This is a genomic window from Rosistilla carotiformis, from assembly GCF_007753095.1.
Classification (GTDB): domain Bacteria; phylum Planctomycetota; class Planctomycetia; order Pirellulales; family Pirellulaceae; genus Rosistilla; species Rosistilla carotiformis.
The window spans coordinates 410,863-427,623 of record NZ_CP036348.1; the positions used below are offsets into that span (position 1 = coordinate 410,863).

A 16,761-nucleotide genomic window follows, 5' to 3' on the forward strand; every position below is an offset into this window, starting at 1 on the left:
ATAACAACACATCGTCCGTCAATCGAACCAACGACCTCGCGAGGATCGCGCCGTGTTAACAAGAATTGCCTGTCTCTCGTTGCTCGCGCTGAGTGCCTTGCCCGCTTTGGCGGATCATCCCTACGGAAGTCTCGACTTGCCGCGGGTCGAGCTGTTCGATTGGGTCGAACGCATCGAGCCGCTGTCGTATCGAGCTCGTTACAATCGGCCGCGCTACGTTGGCGGTAAGATCGCGTTTTACATCGCGCCAAGCAGCCAAGGGGCGATGTCGTGGCACGAGAACGTCCACAACGGAAACTACCGAAATCACGCCGGGCCGACGATTAAGAAGTACTATTATCCCAAGCCATGGGAAGCCTTGCAGGTAGGTCCCCGCAGCGCTACGCAGGGGCAATACAAAGTGCTCGAGGTTAGTCCGGCCGAAGTTGAATCGGTGATCATCGAACCGCCAGCCAACTGATTAGTGCATCGCCATCATTGCGGTTCCTCTGCCAGACTAGGCAACTCTCGGCTGCGACCGCGCTCACATGTCTTCCTGTGTGTAACGAACTTCACCGTTTGTAAAGCGTGTTGGGAGGGGGACGATCGCGAAGCGAGCAAACGGCATCGAGGGCAGCCATCCTGCGCAACGTTTGCTGCAGCGCTGAAGAGGTCGATTGGGATGCGTGCTGGGAGTTAAGGGGGCTGGCTGGACCTTGCAAGGCGGCTGAATGAGGCTCATCTTTACTCTGCGGAGTCGGAGCGATATGCGGGGATCCTACGGTTGGTCCAAACTGCCACTCCTTCCGTGATCGCTTCGGTATCTCGTAAATCGCCTGAAGGCCCAATCTTGAGGCCCTCGCTCGGTCTCGTTGTCGCTTTGCGACTCCGGTGAGTTTCTCTTGCGTGCAAAGAGTTTTGGGTATTGGGTATTTGGGTGCTGGGTATTTGGGTGCTGGGTATTTGGGTGCTGGGTATTTGGGTGCTGGGTATTTGGGTGCTGGGTATTTGGGTGCTGGGTATTTGGGTGCTGGGTATTTGGGTGCTGGCAGGTGAGGGCTCTTTGCGTTGTGTTCTCTTTTGGTTGTTGTTGCTGCGGAGGAACTTGCGGTCGGTCTGCCCGATCGCGGTCGGCGAATTCATGGATTCTTCATGTTTGCAATTTTTGCTTGCGTCCTGGCGTGGTAGGATTTACCTGAATGGCGAAACGGAACGGTCTACTTGGGGATTGTGATGCGTGGGAACGTGCTGAGAGAGTATCTGGTTGAAACGGCGACAACGATCTTCTATCGCGATGGTTTCCGTGCAACTGGCGTCGATGCGATCGCCAAAGAGTGCAATGTTGCCAAGAAGAGCCTCTACAACCACTTTCCGAGCAAAGATCTGTTGATCGCGGAGGTTCTTCGGTGGAGGCACGTTGCATGGGTTGAATCGGTGGAGCGAACGATCGGTGCGGCAAATGGGCCTGAAGACGCCATCATGGAGTTGTTCGATGCGACCGGGCGGGCGGTTCGCACCCCAAAATACCGCGGCTGTATCTTCTTCAATGCCGCCATCGAGTTCCCCGACGCATGTCCCGAAATCGGCTCGATCATCGATGAAAACGTTCGCTATTCCCATCGACGATTGGTCGAATTGGCGACCGAGGCTGGCTTGGAAAACCCTGAGTTGGTCGCGATTCAGATCGGCGTGTTGCGGCGCGGCGCTCAAGTAACCGCGATGGCGTCAGGAGATGCCGACGTGGTGGGGTTTGCCAAAGAATTGGCGTCGCAGGTTATCGCTGATGCGAAGCGTCCCAAGTCGAAAAAACGAGTCCGCCGCAAGGCTTGAGTCGGATTGTTGGGTTGACCGAAGTAGACCGCTCGGTTACTTTCGGGTGAGTCGCTGTTGTTAGGAGCTTTCGTTGCTCGAGTCGCAATGAGCGTCGCGTTGTCTTGTTGCCGCAATTCCGAATCCTCGGAGAACGAACATGAAAACGATACCCACCAGCCTTCGCTCAATGTTTCTTTTCTTTGATGCGAGGGATCTGTTGCGATGGTGCTTTCAGCCTTGTCGCAAAGACCTCAGCAATAGCGTTGCGGATTGGTGTATTTGACGCACCACTAGAGTCTATCGATTGACTTGCGAATCCCACGCGTTGTTCGATCTTGCCCGTCGCTTCGGCAAGTTGGGATGCCGGTTCCTCGTCATGGCGGAGTCGTGAAGGCGGTTGGTCTTGTTTCTATTGCCTCCGCTCTCGTTTGAGACTTCCATTCGAAGTCGCGTTTACGCACTGTCTACCAAAGGGAATGATTGCATGATGACACGAAGAAATTTGATGCAAGCTGGAGCGGCCTTGGGGATGGGGGCTGTTGTCGGTGGTGCCGCTTCTGCACAAGCTTTAAAGGTTCAGAATTCGACCGGCGAATTCATGAAAACGAAAGGCAATATTGATCGCGATGCGGCGTTGCCAATGAACGAAACTGGCAACGGCAAACGCTATCGGCCCAGTTCTAGGATGGGACTCGGGGGACTTGCTGCGGGGAATGGGTTCAACACGATTTCAAGCGATGAAGAAATCCTGCAAATGCTGAATGCAGCCTGGGATTCGGGAGTCCGTTACTTCGACACCGCTCCGTTTTATGGTTTGAGTCTCAGCGAGCGACGGTTCGGAGATTTGTTGCGAAATAAGAACCGCGACGACTATGTCTTGTCGTCGAAGGTAGGACGACTTCTTACACCTTCGGCAGAGCCTTTGCCAAAACGATGGCACTGGGCAAACCACTCTCCCTTTCATTACAGGTACGACTATTCTGCCGCGGGAACGCGTCGATCGGTGGAGGACACGCTGCATCGCATCGGTGTGTCATCGCTCGACATCGTCTTCATTCACGATCTTTCTCCTCAGAACAGCGACTTCGGTGACGACTGGCTTAAGTATTTTGACGAAGCTGTCAACGGCGCGATGCCAGAGCTGACGAAGATGCGGGAAGAGGGGATGATCAAAGCGTGGGGGCTGGGGATCAACACATCCCATGCGGTCAGCAAAACGCTGGATGTTGCAGATCCAGATATCTTTATACTGGCGCTCCAGTATTCCATCTTGGACCATCAAGAGGCATTGGACAAAACCTTTCCTCTGTTAGATGAACGCGACATTTCGGTCGTTGTTGGTGCGCCACTCAATGGCGGGTTCCTGGCGGGACGAGATCGGTTTAATTATTCGAGCTTCATTCCCGAAGAGATGAAAACGAAATTTGCAGCGATAAACGATGTCGCAGGGAAGTATGGAATCGATATCAAAACAGCTGCACTTCAATTTGCAGAGGCACCATCCACCGTCTCGGCGATTATCCCCGGTGCGCGAACAGCTCAGCAGGTGAACGAAAACATCGCCTCGATGAAGGTTGGAATCCCAGAAGCATTTTGGAGTGAATTGAAGACCAAGAATCTTATCGCTCAGAATGCTCCAACAGGCTCTTGAATTTGATGGTGTAATGGGGCTGCTTGCTTTTGATTTCCCCGTTGCGCTTCGCGTTCTTGGGTCGGCGGTGCCTGGGGGCAATTTTTTCGAATGTCCGATGACGCAAAAGGATTCCTTCCATGAAACTGTTCCTCCAAGGTCCACGCCTTGTTCTGCTTGCTGTGGGATTCAGCTGTTCGTTACTGTCGGCTAGCGATGTCGTCTGGCCAGGTTTTCTCGGTCCAAAACGGGATGGCTGGGTGAGTCATTTTCAGCCGCCCGCTGCGTGGCCGAAGTCGCTGAGCAAGGTCTGGCAAATCGAAGTCGGGACGGGATACGGGTCTCCATTGGTCGACAACAATCGTGTCTACCAGCACGCGCGGCAGGGGATGGACGAAGTGTTGCGGTGTGTTGACCTAGCTACGGGGAAGGAGGTCTGGAAGCAGACGCACGCGGTTCCCTTTAAGGCCTCCTCGGGCGGTGAGAGGCATGGGAACGGCCCGAAGTCGACACCGATTCTTGCGGACGGCCGAATCTTCACGATGAGCAGCCTTGGTGATATTTCGGCTTGGGATGCGGAGACGGGGGAGCTTCTATGGCGCAGTGACTACGGAAAACGTTTCTCGCAAAATCACCCAAACTGGGGCGCCTCGACTTCGCCGGTTATCGATGGGGATCACGTGGTCGCCCACTTCGGGAATGACGATGAAGGGGCATTGATTGCGTTAGACGCCAAGACGGGTGAGGAAGTCTGGAGTCAGGGGAACGATGGAGCTGCCTATTCATCACCTCTGGTTGTCGAAATTCACGGTGTTCGCCAGATCGTCGACTGGAACCATCGCGCCCTTGTAGGTGTGGACAGTCGCTCGGGAGAGGCGTTGTGGGAGTTTCCGCTTCCGCAATTCACCAGTAATCAAAACATGCCGACGCCCACGTTTCACAACGGGCGAATCCTCTTAGGTGGTGAAAATCGCGGCATCTATGGACTTGAGCCGGAGTTGCATGAGGGCAAATGGGCGGTGAAGGAACGCTGGTTCCAAAAAGATGTTGCTTTGGACATGAGCACCGCCGTGATCAATGGAGACCTATTGTTTGGATTCTCGCACTATAAGGCTGGGCAACTGTTCTGTTTGGATACGGAGACCGGCGAAGTTTTGTGGCGGGGGCCGGGGCGAACGGGAGCCAACGTGGCATTTCTTTCGATTCCGGATCACGTTATCGCGTTGTTTGACGGTGGGCGATTGCAGGTGATCAAGGCGACCGGCAAGGGGCTTGAAGAAGTCGCCAGCTATCGGGTCGCTGATAGCGAGACTTGGGCACCACCTGTGCTGTTGGGCACCGGTCTCCTGATCAAGGACCAGCAGAGCCTGACGCGATGGTCGTTTGAGTAGTTCGATCTTCGAGGCTCGCGTCCTCCCGGTCGCGGACTGAATTCGATGCGGGGGGGCAAGCTGCTGGCCTGTCGCGATCAGCAGCTGATTTATCAGACAGGATGCCTGTCCCACTTTACGCTCATTTCGGTTGCAGTTCGCTCAGCCGGAGTGTTTTTTCTAGCTGGGCTTTCCCGGCGAGATCGCGGACCTCGATCGTCACGGTTGGATCGGCTGCGTCCCAGTCGATGTTGATGACACCAAAGTTTTCTTCGTGATAGGTTTGCTTGATCGCCCGAAAGCGGTTGCGAGTTGGCGTTCCGCGTGGGTGCTTCTGGTTGAAGCTGCTGGAAGTTGCGTCCAACAGCGGGTACGCGACGCCGTCGTTTGCGATCGACATCTCGGCCCAGTGTCGGTCGCCACTGACAAAGATCACACCGCTGGCGGCAGTGCTTTGCACGAGATCAAACAGACGCGTTTGTTCGTGCGGCATATTGGCCCAGGTTTCTTGGCCAGCGGATTCGGCAACCACTTGCATCCCCGACGCAATCACGCGCAAGTCCGCTGGCATGCGAAGCTGTTCTTCCAGCCACTTCCACTGCGCTTCGCCCAAGATCGTCTTCTCCGGATCGTTGTCCGGAACATAGGGGCCGCCCAGTTGGCGAGGCCCTGTCTTCAGCGGCGAGCGAAAGTACCGCGTGTCCAGCATGATCACCTGCAATCGTTTTCCCGGCGGCCCAAATCGTTTCGCTTCGTAAATGCCGGGTCGCTGGCGTTTCGGTGAATCGGCCGGTTCGCCCCAGAAATCGAGAAACGCTTGTTGGGCGGCAACGCGCTGTGGGTAGGTCGCACCGCCATCGTTTACCCCGTAATCGTGATCGTCCCATGTTGCCATCACTTGGCATTCCGACGTCAAAGCCTTGAACCCATCGTTGCTTGCCAGCTTGGCGTACTTCGCTCGCATCACATCCATGTCCGATGTGTCGGCGTAAATGTTGTCACCCAGGAACAGCAACAGTTCGGGCTGGGTTCGCAACATGACGGGGAAGATCGGCGTCGGATCATCCTGCTTGATACAAGATCCAAACAAGACACGGCGAATTGCCGTATCGGTCGACGCCTTATCAGCGGGTTGCTCGGCTGAAACAACCAGCGGGGCAAGGATCAGCAAACCAATGAAACATGGATTCCAAATACGCGACATCATATGTTTTGCCGATCGGACAAGATGTGAGAAATCTGTGAAGCTAAGAAGAAACCGACATCGCGTTGGCATCCTGCCTGCGTGTGCCGATGGCAGATTTTAGTGCAACGCGAATTGGTTTTGTACCTGCGCAGGTTAATCGCCGCAGGTCTGTGGAGTGTTTGTGATTCGGCAGATTAGCTGGCACTCGCTAGTTCGGCGTTGTCCAGGGAAGCCGGACGCTAGCTCGTGCTAGCTGATACTTCCGGTTGAAACCGTGAGTTGCGTTGGTTTTCAGTGATTTCCAGGTGGCTTGCCATTTTGGAGTCGGGTAGGATGGGAAGCTCTCGCCGCCGGTTCGATCCGGCCGTTTCCTGCCCCACATTCCGCTCAATCGAAACATGTGATGCTCGCGATACGTCGATTCACATTCTGCTTGTTCCTGCTAGCTTGCGGCATGGTCGCGGGGGCGGAATCGCTGCAGTCCACGTTCAAAGAAGCCGTGCTGCCCGTTGTGCAAGCCAATTGCCTGGAGTGCCACAACCAGGAGACGACCGAGGGCGATCTCGATTTGAGTGCCGATACCGATCTCGCATCGGTCGTGAAGAACTACCGGCGTTGGTCGATTGTTCTGGAGCGTTTGGAAGCTGGCGACATGCCGCCCGAAGATGCGGATCACCAACCGACAACGGCCGAGCGAGCCGCGGTGATCGCGTGGATCCAACAGGTCAGGACGGTCGAAGCGGAGCGGACTCAGGGGGACCCTGGCATCGTGTTGCCGCATCGGCTCAGTAGCAATGAATACAACTACACGATCCGCGATCTGACGGGTGTGGACATCCAACCGGCAGCCTCGTTTCCCGTCGATCCCGCCAACGAAGCGGGCTTCGATAACTCGGGTGAATCGCTCAGCATGTCGCCTGCTCTGCTGAAAAAGTACCTCGCTGCGGCAACGATCGTCTCCGAACATTTGGCGCTGACGCCCGGTGGATTTGAGTTTGCACCACATCCGGTCATCACTCCCACCGATCGCGATAAGTTTTGTGTTAACCGCATCATCGATTTCTATCGGAAACAGCGGACCGATTACGCCGACTTCTTTGAGTTGCTGTGGCGATATCAAAATCGCGAGACGCTCGGAATGGCGGGTCGGAGGCTTGAGCAATTAGCCGATCAGAGCGGTCTGAGTCAGCGGTACAGCCGAACGCTGTATCAACTTTTGTGCGAGCCCGACGAAAGCGACAACGGCGGGGAGATCGGGCCGATCGCAGCCCTCAGGCAATTGATGAGTGAACTGCCCGATGCGTCGACGCCTGAAAACGTGGCGGCTGCGGTGAAGGGTTGCCAGGCGATGGCATCGTTTGTCTCGACCCTGCGATCATCGCTTGTGCCGGAAATTGCAAACTTGACCTCTCCCGGGGTGCACAACGGTTCGCAGCCATTGGTGCTTTGGAAGAATCGTCAGTTCGCCGCCAATCGACGTCGTTATGTCGGCGATACGCTCCCCGATGGCAGTTTTGGATTGCCCGATGATTCGAAGGCGGCGGAGTTGATGCAGGTGCCCGGCGAAGCGGACGCGGCCCCGTACAAGCAGGCGTTGGGCGTGTTCTGCGATGTGTTCCCCGACACGTTTTTTGTTTCCGAGCGGGCCCGGGTGTATCTAGATCCGAAGAAAGAGCAAAAGTTGAAGGGGCGCTTTCTGAGTGCCGGGTTCCACAGCCAGATGGGATACTTTCGCGACGACGCGCCGCTGTACGACTTGATGCTCGATGACGCTCAGCAAAAGGAACTCGACCGTCTGTGGTTGGAATTGGATTTTGTGACTTCGGCTCCGATGCGTCAGTATGCGGGCTTCATCTGGTTCGATCGGACGGATTCACAGTTCATGCGAGATCGTGTTTTCGATCGTTATCGGGCGGAGGACAAAGACAGCACTTCGGCAGAGAAAGTGGCTGGGCTGGCCGACGCATACTGCGAGAAAGCCGAACGGTTGGGGGGGAGCGAGCAGGCGTTGGAGGTCATTCGGTTCTACTTTGACGATATGAATGCGACCTTCCGGCGACTCGAAAAACTCAGCATCGATTCGCAGCCTCGGCAGCTCGATGCGTTGATCGAATTTGCTCAGCACGCCTACCGACGCCCTTTATCGAGCGATGAAATTGCGTCGATTCGGTCGTTTTATGATTCTCTGCGGAACGAGGAAAGGCTCAGCCACGAACAGGCGATTCGCGATGGAGTGGTCGCCGTTTTGATGTCGCCTCATTTCTGTTACCGGATGGATTTGCCAAACGATGCTGTGGCCGGATTGGAGGCAGCGGACGCGGAGGTTCCCGCCATTGTGCCGTTGAGCGATTATTCGCTGGCCAGTCGGCTGAGCTACTTCCTGTGGTCGAGCCAACCCGATCGCGAACTGCTGGAACTTGCCAGCAAGGGACGGTTGCATCAACCGGAGGTGTTGATCGAGCAGTCGCGTCGGATGCTGAAGGACGATCGAGTCGAAGGATTTGTCGTCGAGTTCACCGGCAATTGGTTAGACTTCCGCCGATTCTCTGAGCACAACGGCGTCGACCGCCAGCGGTTTCCCGTGTTCACCGATGAACTGCGTCAGGCGATGGCTGAGGAACCGCTTCGGTTCTGCCGTGATCTGATCGAACGCGACGGATCGGTGTTGGATTTTCTGTATGCCAAGCACACGTTTGTGAACCCCGTTTTGGCCGAGCATTATGGCGCTGACGTCGATTCATCGGGCGATGCGAACGAGTCCTGGAGTCGGTGGGATCAAGCGGGGCAGCACCAGCGCGGTGGCTTGCTGCCGATGGCTGTTTTCTTGACACACAATTCGTCGGGCCTTCGAACGAGTCCGGTTCAGCGCGGTAATTGGTTGGTCCAGCGGATACTTGGTGAAAAGGTCCCCGCGCCGCCAGCGACGGTCCCCGATCTGCCAAGCGATGAATCCAAGCTCGGTGATCTGACGCTGCGTGAAGCGCTCGCACGCCATCGCCAAGATGTTGCCTGTGCCGGATGCCACAACCGCATCGATTCGATGGGGCTGGTCTTCGAGGGGTACGGTCCAATCGGCGAACTTCGCGATCTCGACTTGGGCGGCCGCGCGATCGATGACTCGGCGGTCTTCCCCAATCAAGACAAAGGCAACGGGCTAGCGGGCGTGCTCCAATACATTCGCGATGCCCGGCAAGAGGATTTCGTCGACAATCTGTGTAGAAAACTGTTGGCCTTTGGGCTCGGGCGGACACTGCAGCTATCGGACGAGTCGATTATTACCGACATGAAACATAGGCTCGCTGGCAATGATTATCGATTCAGTTCGATGATCGATGCGATCGTGACGAGTCCCGCATTTTTGAACAAACGTATTCGCATTTCTCTCGACGAAACGGTGACAATTCCATGAGCAATCAAAAAAAGCTTGCAAGCTCGAAATCCAACCGTGCGGACCGCGCCGTTTCTCGACGAACGCTGCTGCGAGGCACAGGTGTGGCGATGGCGCTGCCGTGGCTGGAATCGATTCCGGTCTGGGGAAGCGAAAAGCTTACCGACGATCAGGTCACCGCCTCGCCGCAACGCTTTGCCGCGTTGTTCATGGGCTGCGGTATCAACCGCGATCATTGGTGGGCCAAGGGAAGTGGCACCGAGATGGAGCTTGGGAAGAGTCTTGCGCCGATGGAACCGATCAAGCACAAGATGAATTTCATCACCGGGCTGTATAACGAAAATGCCAACGGTGTCGGCATCCACCCAGGGCAGACCGGCAACATTCTTTCCGGTGCGTCGCTGAAGAAGGGATCGGAGTTGCGTGGCGACATCAGCATGGATCAGGTGCTTGCCAATCACTTTGCCGAGGAAACGGTTGCTCCAAGCTTGGTGCTTGGTTGTGAGCAACCGACGACGGGGTACCACGAAACAAATTTTTCGATGGCCTACAGTTCCCATATCTCTTGGCAAAATGCGACCTCGCCGGTGCCGATGGAAGTCTATCCTTCGCTTGCCTTCGATTCGCTGTTTGACAATCACGGCAGCCGGCGGATGGAGAGTATTCTCGACCGGGTGCGCGAAGAGACCGCTTCGCTGAATCGTAAGATCAGCCAGTCGGACCGCACTAAATTGGACGAGTACCTGAGCAGCGTTCGGGAAGTCGAGAAGCGAGCCGAAGCGATGCGTACCGTTCACGCGAAGGCGACCGAGCGAGCCCATCATCGCGGTCAACCGATCGCTGCGATGAAGCGTCCCGACGACGGATTGCCCGAAGACATCCGCGAGCATATGCAATTGATGTGCGACATCATCGCGATCGGTTTTCAGACCGACAAGTCACGCGTGGCAACGCTGCTGCTGAATCGCGACCTGTCGGGATTGTTCTATCCGTTTTTGGATGTCACCAAAACACATCACTCGGCATCTCATGACGACCGCTCCGACGAATACGAACGGATCTCACGCTACTACTGCTCGCAGTACGCCTACCTGGCGAACAAGTTGGATGCGATGCCCGAAGGGGATGGGACCGTTCTGGATCATTCTTGTCTCTTGTTCATCTCGAGCATGTATTCGGGCAGTTCTCACGATTCGACGAAATTGCCCGTCTTGTTAACCGGTGGTTTGTCCGGGCAGATGGAGACAGGTCGAGTGCTGGACTATCTGGACAAGGGAGATGACGATCGCAAGCTTTGCGGTATGTATCTAACGATCATGAACCGGATGGGCGTGAAGTTAGACCAATTCGGCGACGCCGAAAAACAACTCGCCAGGTTATAGATGGAACCGCAATTTGCCTGATTGATTTCCCGGCGCATCCCGACTGGATGCAAGTCACTAGCCGCAAGGAAACATCGCGTCACTTGTGGTCTTCGGTCGATCGTATCGTTGACGCCCAGGGTGTCGGCGTGCTCCCCTTTCTGGACCGGTTGCAGTGAGGAAGTCAGGAAGCACTTTTTCGCATAGATTACGTTTGCTGAGCCCGCTGCGCTCGACGCGGTCGCAATTTCTCTGCGGCGTCCCTACGGCAACTCGCTCTCGGTCAGCGGAAATGCAAACTCGAATTGGTGGCCTTCGGCACCTGGAACAAATTTGGTTCCCTCGCACAACACTTCGTTGTTGGGGTGGAACGTCCAGGCTTCAACGCGATTTTGGGCGGGGTGGAAACGGTAGAGTCGTAGCCAACCGGTGCTGTAGTCGGAAAGAACTTGATGAACCTGATTGCCATGGTCACCGAGGGCAACTTCGTGAAGCGAGTGGCTTCGGCTTTGATCGCCACAGCAAATCATCGAGAGGTTGGCATGCTTGCGAAAGCATTTCTGCCACATCTGTTCTGGAGTATTTCCAAGCTCGCCATGAACCTTTTTCCATTGCATTCGTCCCTTGGGGGCATCCATGTAATCGTTGGGTGCCTTGGGGTGTTGCTGGGGTCCTAGGCACATGTGCGTCGTGATGATCGCTCGCCGATCGCTGTGCTGCGCTAAGACTTCATCGGCCCACGCCAAGACTTCGTCCGGCGCGTTGCATTCCAGGTGCAGGAAGACAAAGTCGATGCCAGCGGTTGAAAACAGTTGGAAGCTGTTGGCGTTGTTGCCTGAAACCTCGACGCCATGCGTCTTCGGTGTGTAACATCCACCGTACCACGGGTAATTGGCAAATCGTTCCGTCGGGAAGTACTTTTGGAACAGGGTCGAATCGCCCGCCCTGGTCATGTCGTGATTGCCGACCGAGATACCGTAGGGAACTTTGTCATGCAGGCGGTTCATGCACTGTTGAGCGACGGTCCATTGTTCATCGATGTTTTTATCGATGATATCGCCAACATGGCTGACGAAAACAATGTTTTGTTTCTCCAGGTTTGCGAGCGTCCAGTCGATGTGTCGCGTGAATATTGCATTCGTTAGTTCGCCGTTTTGGAGACGATACGTTTGCGTATCAGGGATCACGACAATCGAAAACGAATCCGCGCTGGCGGCGGGGAGTGTTCGTTTCTGAGCATTGGCTGGGGAGGTGAGACTTCCTAGGTGGAATGTCAAGGCGAGGAACAGCAGAGGGAAGGGGAGCTTGTGGCGCGGCGAGGTGGACAACGGTTGGTTACTCATTGGATAGGTTTGGGTGTCTATGAAAAGACGGCAGGCAGCTTGATCGTTTTCAAGCTGCGCTGCCGTTCTAATATAGCGAGTGGATTATCGCTTCTTCTTTTTCTCTGAGGGTTCTACCGCGAAATCGTAGGTGGAATCCTGGTGTTCAAATTCATGTTTGGTGACGAATGTGTCAAACAGTGGTTCGACGATCGGTTCGCCATCTTGGTCCATCTCGGCTTTGGTTTGAAAACCGGTGACCTCAAGGTTGTAGGCACCTCCGACCAAGCCCATACCAGGCTGTGTCGCAAATTTGCCATCTTTCACATAAGCAACACTCGCGGGACCTTTGTTACCCGATGTCGTATCGGGTGCAAAAATGATCTCACCTTCGGGCAAGGGTTGCCCTTGGAATGTCACATTGCCTGTCACACTATATTTGCCGGGTCCGGCGCTACTCGAGTCGCATCCGACCAATGCGGTCAGCGAAGGAACAAGCAACAGTATCGCGGCGGAGCAGTTAGCGATTGAAGTTGGGAATTGGATCATTGTGGCAATCCTCCAATCGGCAGGGAATCGTTGCGGATACCGAGTTGGCGATAGATGTTTAGGTCCATCGTTTCGCTAACGAAATTCACCGATGCATCCCCCATCAGCATGTTGCAACCGCCGGGATGGAAGCTGCCGAACAGACGCGAGTATCCTGTTCGTGAGTCGGTGCTGCCCATCGGGACGCTGCCGGTTGGAATGCGTGAATTGATCGGTTCGTAGGTTCCGGCCATGGTGACGGGGTGTGGCATCGTGCCGCCGGTGCCCAGACGAATCGAAGAGGCCCAGCTGAGGTAGAACGTCGACGTGGTGCCCGCTTCGGTCAGGTGGTACTTGGTTTCGCCAACCAAAAAGGTATTGGTCGTTCCATCGGTGATGTCGCGAAACTTGCTGTTCGAATTCGCGTACAGGATGCCGTTGACGAAGAAGACGTTGGAGTTTCCGCCCCAGCAGTTGACGGTGGTTGAATCACCGCCCCCTTGGACGCCGAAGTAGCTAAGGTTGTTCACGCCGCCACCGGAGGAAGGATCCGATGGGCATTGGTAGCTCGCGTTCTGTTCGAACCACAATGGGCGGTTTGGCGACGAACTGGAGACCTGGCTCGTGAACGAGGCCGACAAAGGAAGGTCGAAGTCGTATTGATCGTAACGCGCGCCTTCTTCCATAAAGGGCAGGATCAAAACGGTCCATGGTGCGCCTTGCGTGGCAGCACCGGCGTTGCACCATGTGTCACCCACACCTTTGGTGACCTTTTCAGCGACTATGCCGCCTGGCGGAAAGCTGCGGTGCGTATCGTGATAGTTATGCAGTGCCAAGCCGATCTGTTTGGTTTGGTTGGTGCATTGGATTCGGCGGGCGGCTTCACGGGCTTGCTGAACTGCTGGCAATAGCAGTCCGACCAAGATGCCAATGATCGCAATTACGACTAACAATTCGACAAGCGTAAAGCCCTGTGTCTGATTTTTTCTTGTTTGCATTGTGTTGCTAATTTTGAAGCTCTGGTTCTAAGAAGTTTCTTCGTGTACGTGAATCATGTCGTGCAGGTTGAATGACACTCTTTGGGTTGGCACAACTCACGGGATCCTACGAAAATGCATGTGAAGCAGGCGTTAAGAACAAGTTTGGATTCTGGATTGTGCTGTTTTTCTTATAAAGGATAGTGCTTGTGGAGGGTGGTGGCTAACCGAAGGTGCTGGTTGCTCTTGGGTTGAGTTGGCTAGGCTGAGGTGCTGTGTTCGTTGCATAGGTAGGGTTGATCCTCTTGGTGTGAATTGAGGATGGGGCTGGATATCCGCGACGTGGAGTGCGATGTGTCGTCGCAGCGATATTCACAGCAGAGCACCTTCGCAAGTCCCGGGATGGTTTTCGGCAGGCAAGGCAGGTTGCGACTCCGTCGCAGCGCGTTTTCGTGGCGGCTAGAGAGCGGAGGCCCGCGCGTCGTGACTAATTCCCGAGTCACGTTGAGATCGGGATGCGGTCACGGATTCGAAGATATTCCCGGAAACGCCACTGGCGATCGTGTCCACTTCGGACTCGTATCCTTGATGGGGCCGAGGCCGTGAGGATCTATTCGGCGAATACCACGGGGCGCACTCCCGATGGGGTTCGGGGGTTGAATTGCGATGCAAAGGGGCCAGGGTCTGCAGCGAAGTTGCGTTTAACTTGGCGATTCAGAAAACTAGGCGTTCACTGCGCCTGTGCGTTTGGAAACCCGCCCGCGTGTCGCCGGAGCGTTTTGATGTGAGTCGCGGAAGCGATCTCGGCTGGTCTCCGTGCCAGGTCGTGAATGCCGCTCCGGCCGATTCGGCAGGATAGACTCGCCCGGAAGTCTGCCCATGCCAACAGCGAGCTGCAGGCCGACAAATGGGCAGCTAGTGCTGGGATGGGGCAGGGGAGCGTTCTTTACAGCAGGTCCTCGCTGTTGCCGGTGAATTCGCGACCGAGGTGTTGGTAGGCTTTGGGAGTTGCCATGCGGCCGCGACGGGTGCGGACGATCAGTTCGTACCGCAGCAGAAACGGTTCGACTTCGTCTTCGATCGTGTCGATGCTGACGTTCATCGTGTGCCCGATCGCCTCGATTCCCGCTGGTCCGCCACCGAACAGCCGGATCAATGTGTCGAGATAATTGCGGTCCTGTTTGTCGAGTCCTAGGGCGTCGATCCCGGTCATCTTCATCGCATCGATCGCTGTCTGGTAAGTCGCTTTGCCGTCGCTGCGACTCTGCGCATAATCTCGGACCCATAATAACCGATTGTTGGCGATCCGCGGCGTGCTGCGACTGCGGCGACCGATCTCCATCGCAGCTTCTTCATCGACCGGGACGTCCAGTTTCTTGGCGTTGCGTCGCACGATCTCAGCCAGGTCGTCGAGGTCGTAGAAATCCAGGTGCTCGCGGATCTGGAACCGGTCGCGGAGCGGAGCGCTGAGCATTCCGGCCCGCGTCGTCGCCCCGATCAAGGTGAACGGCTGCAGGTCCAGGTTCAGTGTCCGCGCGTTGACTCCTTCGCCCAGCACGATGTCGATTCGGAAGTCTTCCATCGCCGTGTAAAGGTACTCTTCCACCGTCCGCGGGATGCGGTGGATCTCGTCGATGAAGAGGACCGAATTTTCCGAGACGTTTGTCAGGTAGGGGATCAGGTCCTTGGGAGCCTTGAGTCCGGCGCCGTTGGCGATCTGGACGGCGGTCTTCAGTTCGTTGCCGATCACCGTCGCAAACGTTGTCTTGCCCAGGCCGGGAGGTCCGTCGAAGAGGATATGTCCCAGCGGATCGGATCGCCCGCGGGCGGCATCGATCGCGATCTGCAGTCGTTCGATCACATCGCGTTGGCCGACCATATCGGCCATCCGCTGCGGACGCAGCTGGCGATCTTGTTGGTCTTGTTCTTCGTCGACACTGGACTGTTGATAAATCGCTTCGCGTGCCATTTCCGATCCGTGGTTGGCGGGATGGGGGGCGGGAACTGTCTGGCGGTCTCACCTTGCCCACGAGGGAACCAAGCGTAGGCTACCAAAATTAGGCGAATCGCCAAAGATAGCGAAACATGCTAGCTAAGGCTTCCTTTGGTGCTCATCACGCCTTCAACACGTGGGTCGACTTCGACAGCCATCCGGACGGCCCGCGCTGTCGCTTTAAAGACAGCTTCGGCGATATGGTGGCTGTTGCGACCGTAGTGCATCAGCACGTGCAGATTGCAGTGCGTGTTGGCGGCGAAGCTTTGCCAAAAGTGTTCGATCAGCTCGGAATCAAAACTTCCCAGCTTCGGATTCGCGATCGGGGCTCGGTATTCAAAGGCATAGCGGCCGCTGAAGTCGATCGCGACGGTGACCAGGGTTTCGTCCATCGGCAGGGTGAAGTGGCCGTAGCGGCGGATGCCGGATCGATCGCCGAGGGCTTTGTCGATCGCTTGGCCCAAGCAGATCCCGACATCTTCGGTCGTGTGGTGGTCGTCGACTTCCAAATCGCCGCTGGCGTCGACCGTCAAATCGATCAACCCATGACGGGCGAAAAGGTCCAACATGTGATCGAGGAACCCGACGCCGGTCGTTCGCGTGCCAGTCCCTTGGCCGTCGAGGTCGATCGAAAGGCTGATGTCGGTTTCGCCCGTTTTGCGTTGAATCGATGCGGCGCGTGTCATGGGATTCTCGATTTTTTGTTGCTCATCGATCGACTGGCCCCAAAGTCGATGGAGATTGCCTGGGAAGCGGAGGAATCGCCGCTGCGATCATTCGGCCCGAAGGCCGCCGATGACGGAACCGTTGGGGCAGGTCCGCCAACTTTTCAATTTAACGTAGCAAGCCCATTCTGGATACGTGCATCGGTTGCGGGAGACGAAGCGTCGCTTGTTCAGTCGCGCCGGCCCTCCCCGGGAAACTCGCTAAACGCTCGTTTACCGACCCTCCCTTGGCTGCGCCGGGCGGGTGGAGTTGGGCAGCGCTTCACCCTCCCCAAAACGCAGTTTTGCGGGGGAGGGTCGAACGAGCGAAGCGAAGTTCGGGGAGGGGCGTCTGCATGTGTCGCGCCTCGACGATGCGCGGTCGTCCCTCCCCGGAAAACGTCGCTAAACGCTCGTTTCCCGACCCTCCGTTGGCTGCGCCGGGAGGGTGAAGTTGGTTCGACAGCAGCGCAATCGCTGGGGTAGGGCAGGGCGGTTTTCCGACCCTACC

At 56.1% G+C, this 16,761-nt stretch carries 13 protein-coding genes; 7 read left to right on the top strand and 6 right to left on the bottom strand.

The window, feature by feature from the left end; all coding sequences use genetic code 11:
- Positions 1-52: 52 nt before the first annotated feature.
- From Poly24_RS01565 to Poly24_RS01585, 5 genes are all read left to right on the top strand, one after another.
- Positions 53-460 carry a hypothetical protein gene (locus Poly24_RS01565; RefSeq protein WP_145089503.1) on the top strand — a complete coding sequence of 136 codons (408 nt, stop codon included), beginning with the start codon at positions 53-55 and terminating at the stop codon, positions 458-460.
- A 444-nt stretch (positions 461-904) separates the two neighbouring features.
- Positions 905-1,213, top strand: a complete 309-nt coding sequence (locus tag Poly24_RS01570) for a hypothetical protein (protein WP_197452240.1) — start codon at positions 905-907, stop codon at positions 1,211-1,213.
- A complete protein-coding gene (locus Poly24_RS01575) occupies positions 1,210-1,809 on the top strand; it encodes a TetR/AcrR family transcriptional regulator (RefSeq protein WP_231753688.1) in 600 nt (199 codons plus the stop codon). Before Poly24_RS01570 ends, Poly24_RS01575 begins: the two co-directional genes overlap by 4 nt.
- Before the next feature lie 385 nt (positions 1,810-2,194).
- Complete coding sequence (locus Poly24_RS01580) at positions 2,195-3,442, top strand: aldo/keto reductase (RefSeq protein ID WP_197452241.1); 1,248 nt, start codon at positions 2,195-2,197, stop codon at positions 3,440-3,442.
- Between the two features lie 119 nt (positions 3,443-3,561).
- Positions 3,562-4,812: a PQQ-binding-like beta-propeller repeat protein gene (locus Poly24_RS01585; protein WP_145089512.1), complete on the top strand. Its 1,251-nt coding sequence runs from the start codon at positions 3,562-3,564 to the stop codon at positions 4,810-4,812.
- Positions 4,813-4,933: 121 nt separating this feature from the next.
- Here the strand turns inward: Poly24_RS01585 and Poly24_RS01590 are convergent, their stop codons facing one another.
- Entirely contained in the window at positions 4,934-5,998 is a 1,065-nt protein-coding gene (locus tag Poly24_RS01590; RefSeq protein ID WP_145089515.1) for an alkaline phosphatase D family protein, read from the bottom strand.
- A gap of 382 nt (positions 5,999-6,380) precedes the next feature.
- On the opposite strand from Poly24_RS01590, the gene Poly24_RS01595 reads away from it, so the two are divergent.
- Together Poly24_RS01595 and Poly24_RS01600 are read left to right on the top strand one after the other, a co-directional pair.
- Positions 6,381-9,386: a DUF1592 domain-containing protein gene (locus Poly24_RS01595; RefSeq protein WP_145089518.1), complete on the top strand. Its 3,006-nt coding sequence runs from the start codon at positions 6,381-6,383 to the stop codon at positions 9,384-9,386.
- The gene (locus Poly24_RS01600; protein ID WP_145089521.1) at positions 9,383-10,747 is read left to right on the top strand and encodes a DUF1552 domain-containing protein; all 1,365 of its coding nucleotides are present in this window, start codon (positions 9,383-9,385) and stop codon (positions 10,745-10,747) included. The genes Poly24_RS01595 and Poly24_RS01600 overlap by 4 nt, the downstream gene beginning before the upstream one ends.
- A 242-nt stretch (positions 10,748-10,989) precedes the next feature.
- Here the strand turns inward: Poly24_RS01600 and Poly24_RS01605 are convergent, their stop codons facing one another.
- The 5 genes from Poly24_RS01605 to hisB form a co-directional block, all read right to left on the bottom strand.
- Positions 10,990-12,069 carry a metallophosphoesterase gene (locus Poly24_RS01605; protein WP_231753406.1) on the bottom strand — a complete coding sequence of 360 codons (1,080 nt, stop codon included), beginning with the start codon at positions 12,067-12,069 and terminating at the stop codon, positions 10,990-10,992.
- A gap of 84 nt (positions 12,070-12,153) precedes the next feature.
- Entirely contained in the window at positions 12,154-12,597 is a 444-nt protein-coding gene (locus tag Poly24_RS01610; protein ID WP_145089524.1) for a hypothetical protein, read from the bottom strand.
- A complete protein-coding gene (locus Poly24_RS01615; RefSeq protein ID WP_145089527.1) occupies positions 12,594-13,574 on the bottom strand; it encodes a DUF1559 domain-containing protein in 981 nt (326 codons plus the stop codon). The genes Poly24_RS01610 and Poly24_RS01615 overlap by 4 nt, the downstream gene beginning before the upstream one ends.
- 925 nt (positions 13,575-14,499) lie before the next feature.
- Positions 14,500-15,522, bottom strand: a complete 1,023-nt coding sequence (gene ruvB / locus Poly24_RS01620) for a Holliday junction branch migration DNA helicase RuvB (protein WP_145089530.1) — start codon at positions 15,520-15,522, stop codon at positions 14,500-14,502.
- 119 nt (positions 15,523-15,641) lie between these two features.
- The gene (hisB, locus tag Poly24_RS01625) at positions 15,642-16,232 is read right to left on the bottom strand and encodes an imidazoleglycerol-phosphate dehydratase HisB (protein WP_145089533.1); all 591 of its coding nucleotides are present in this window, start codon (positions 16,230-16,232) and stop codon (positions 15,642-15,644) included.
- Positions 16,233-16,761: the final 529 nt, after the last annotated feature.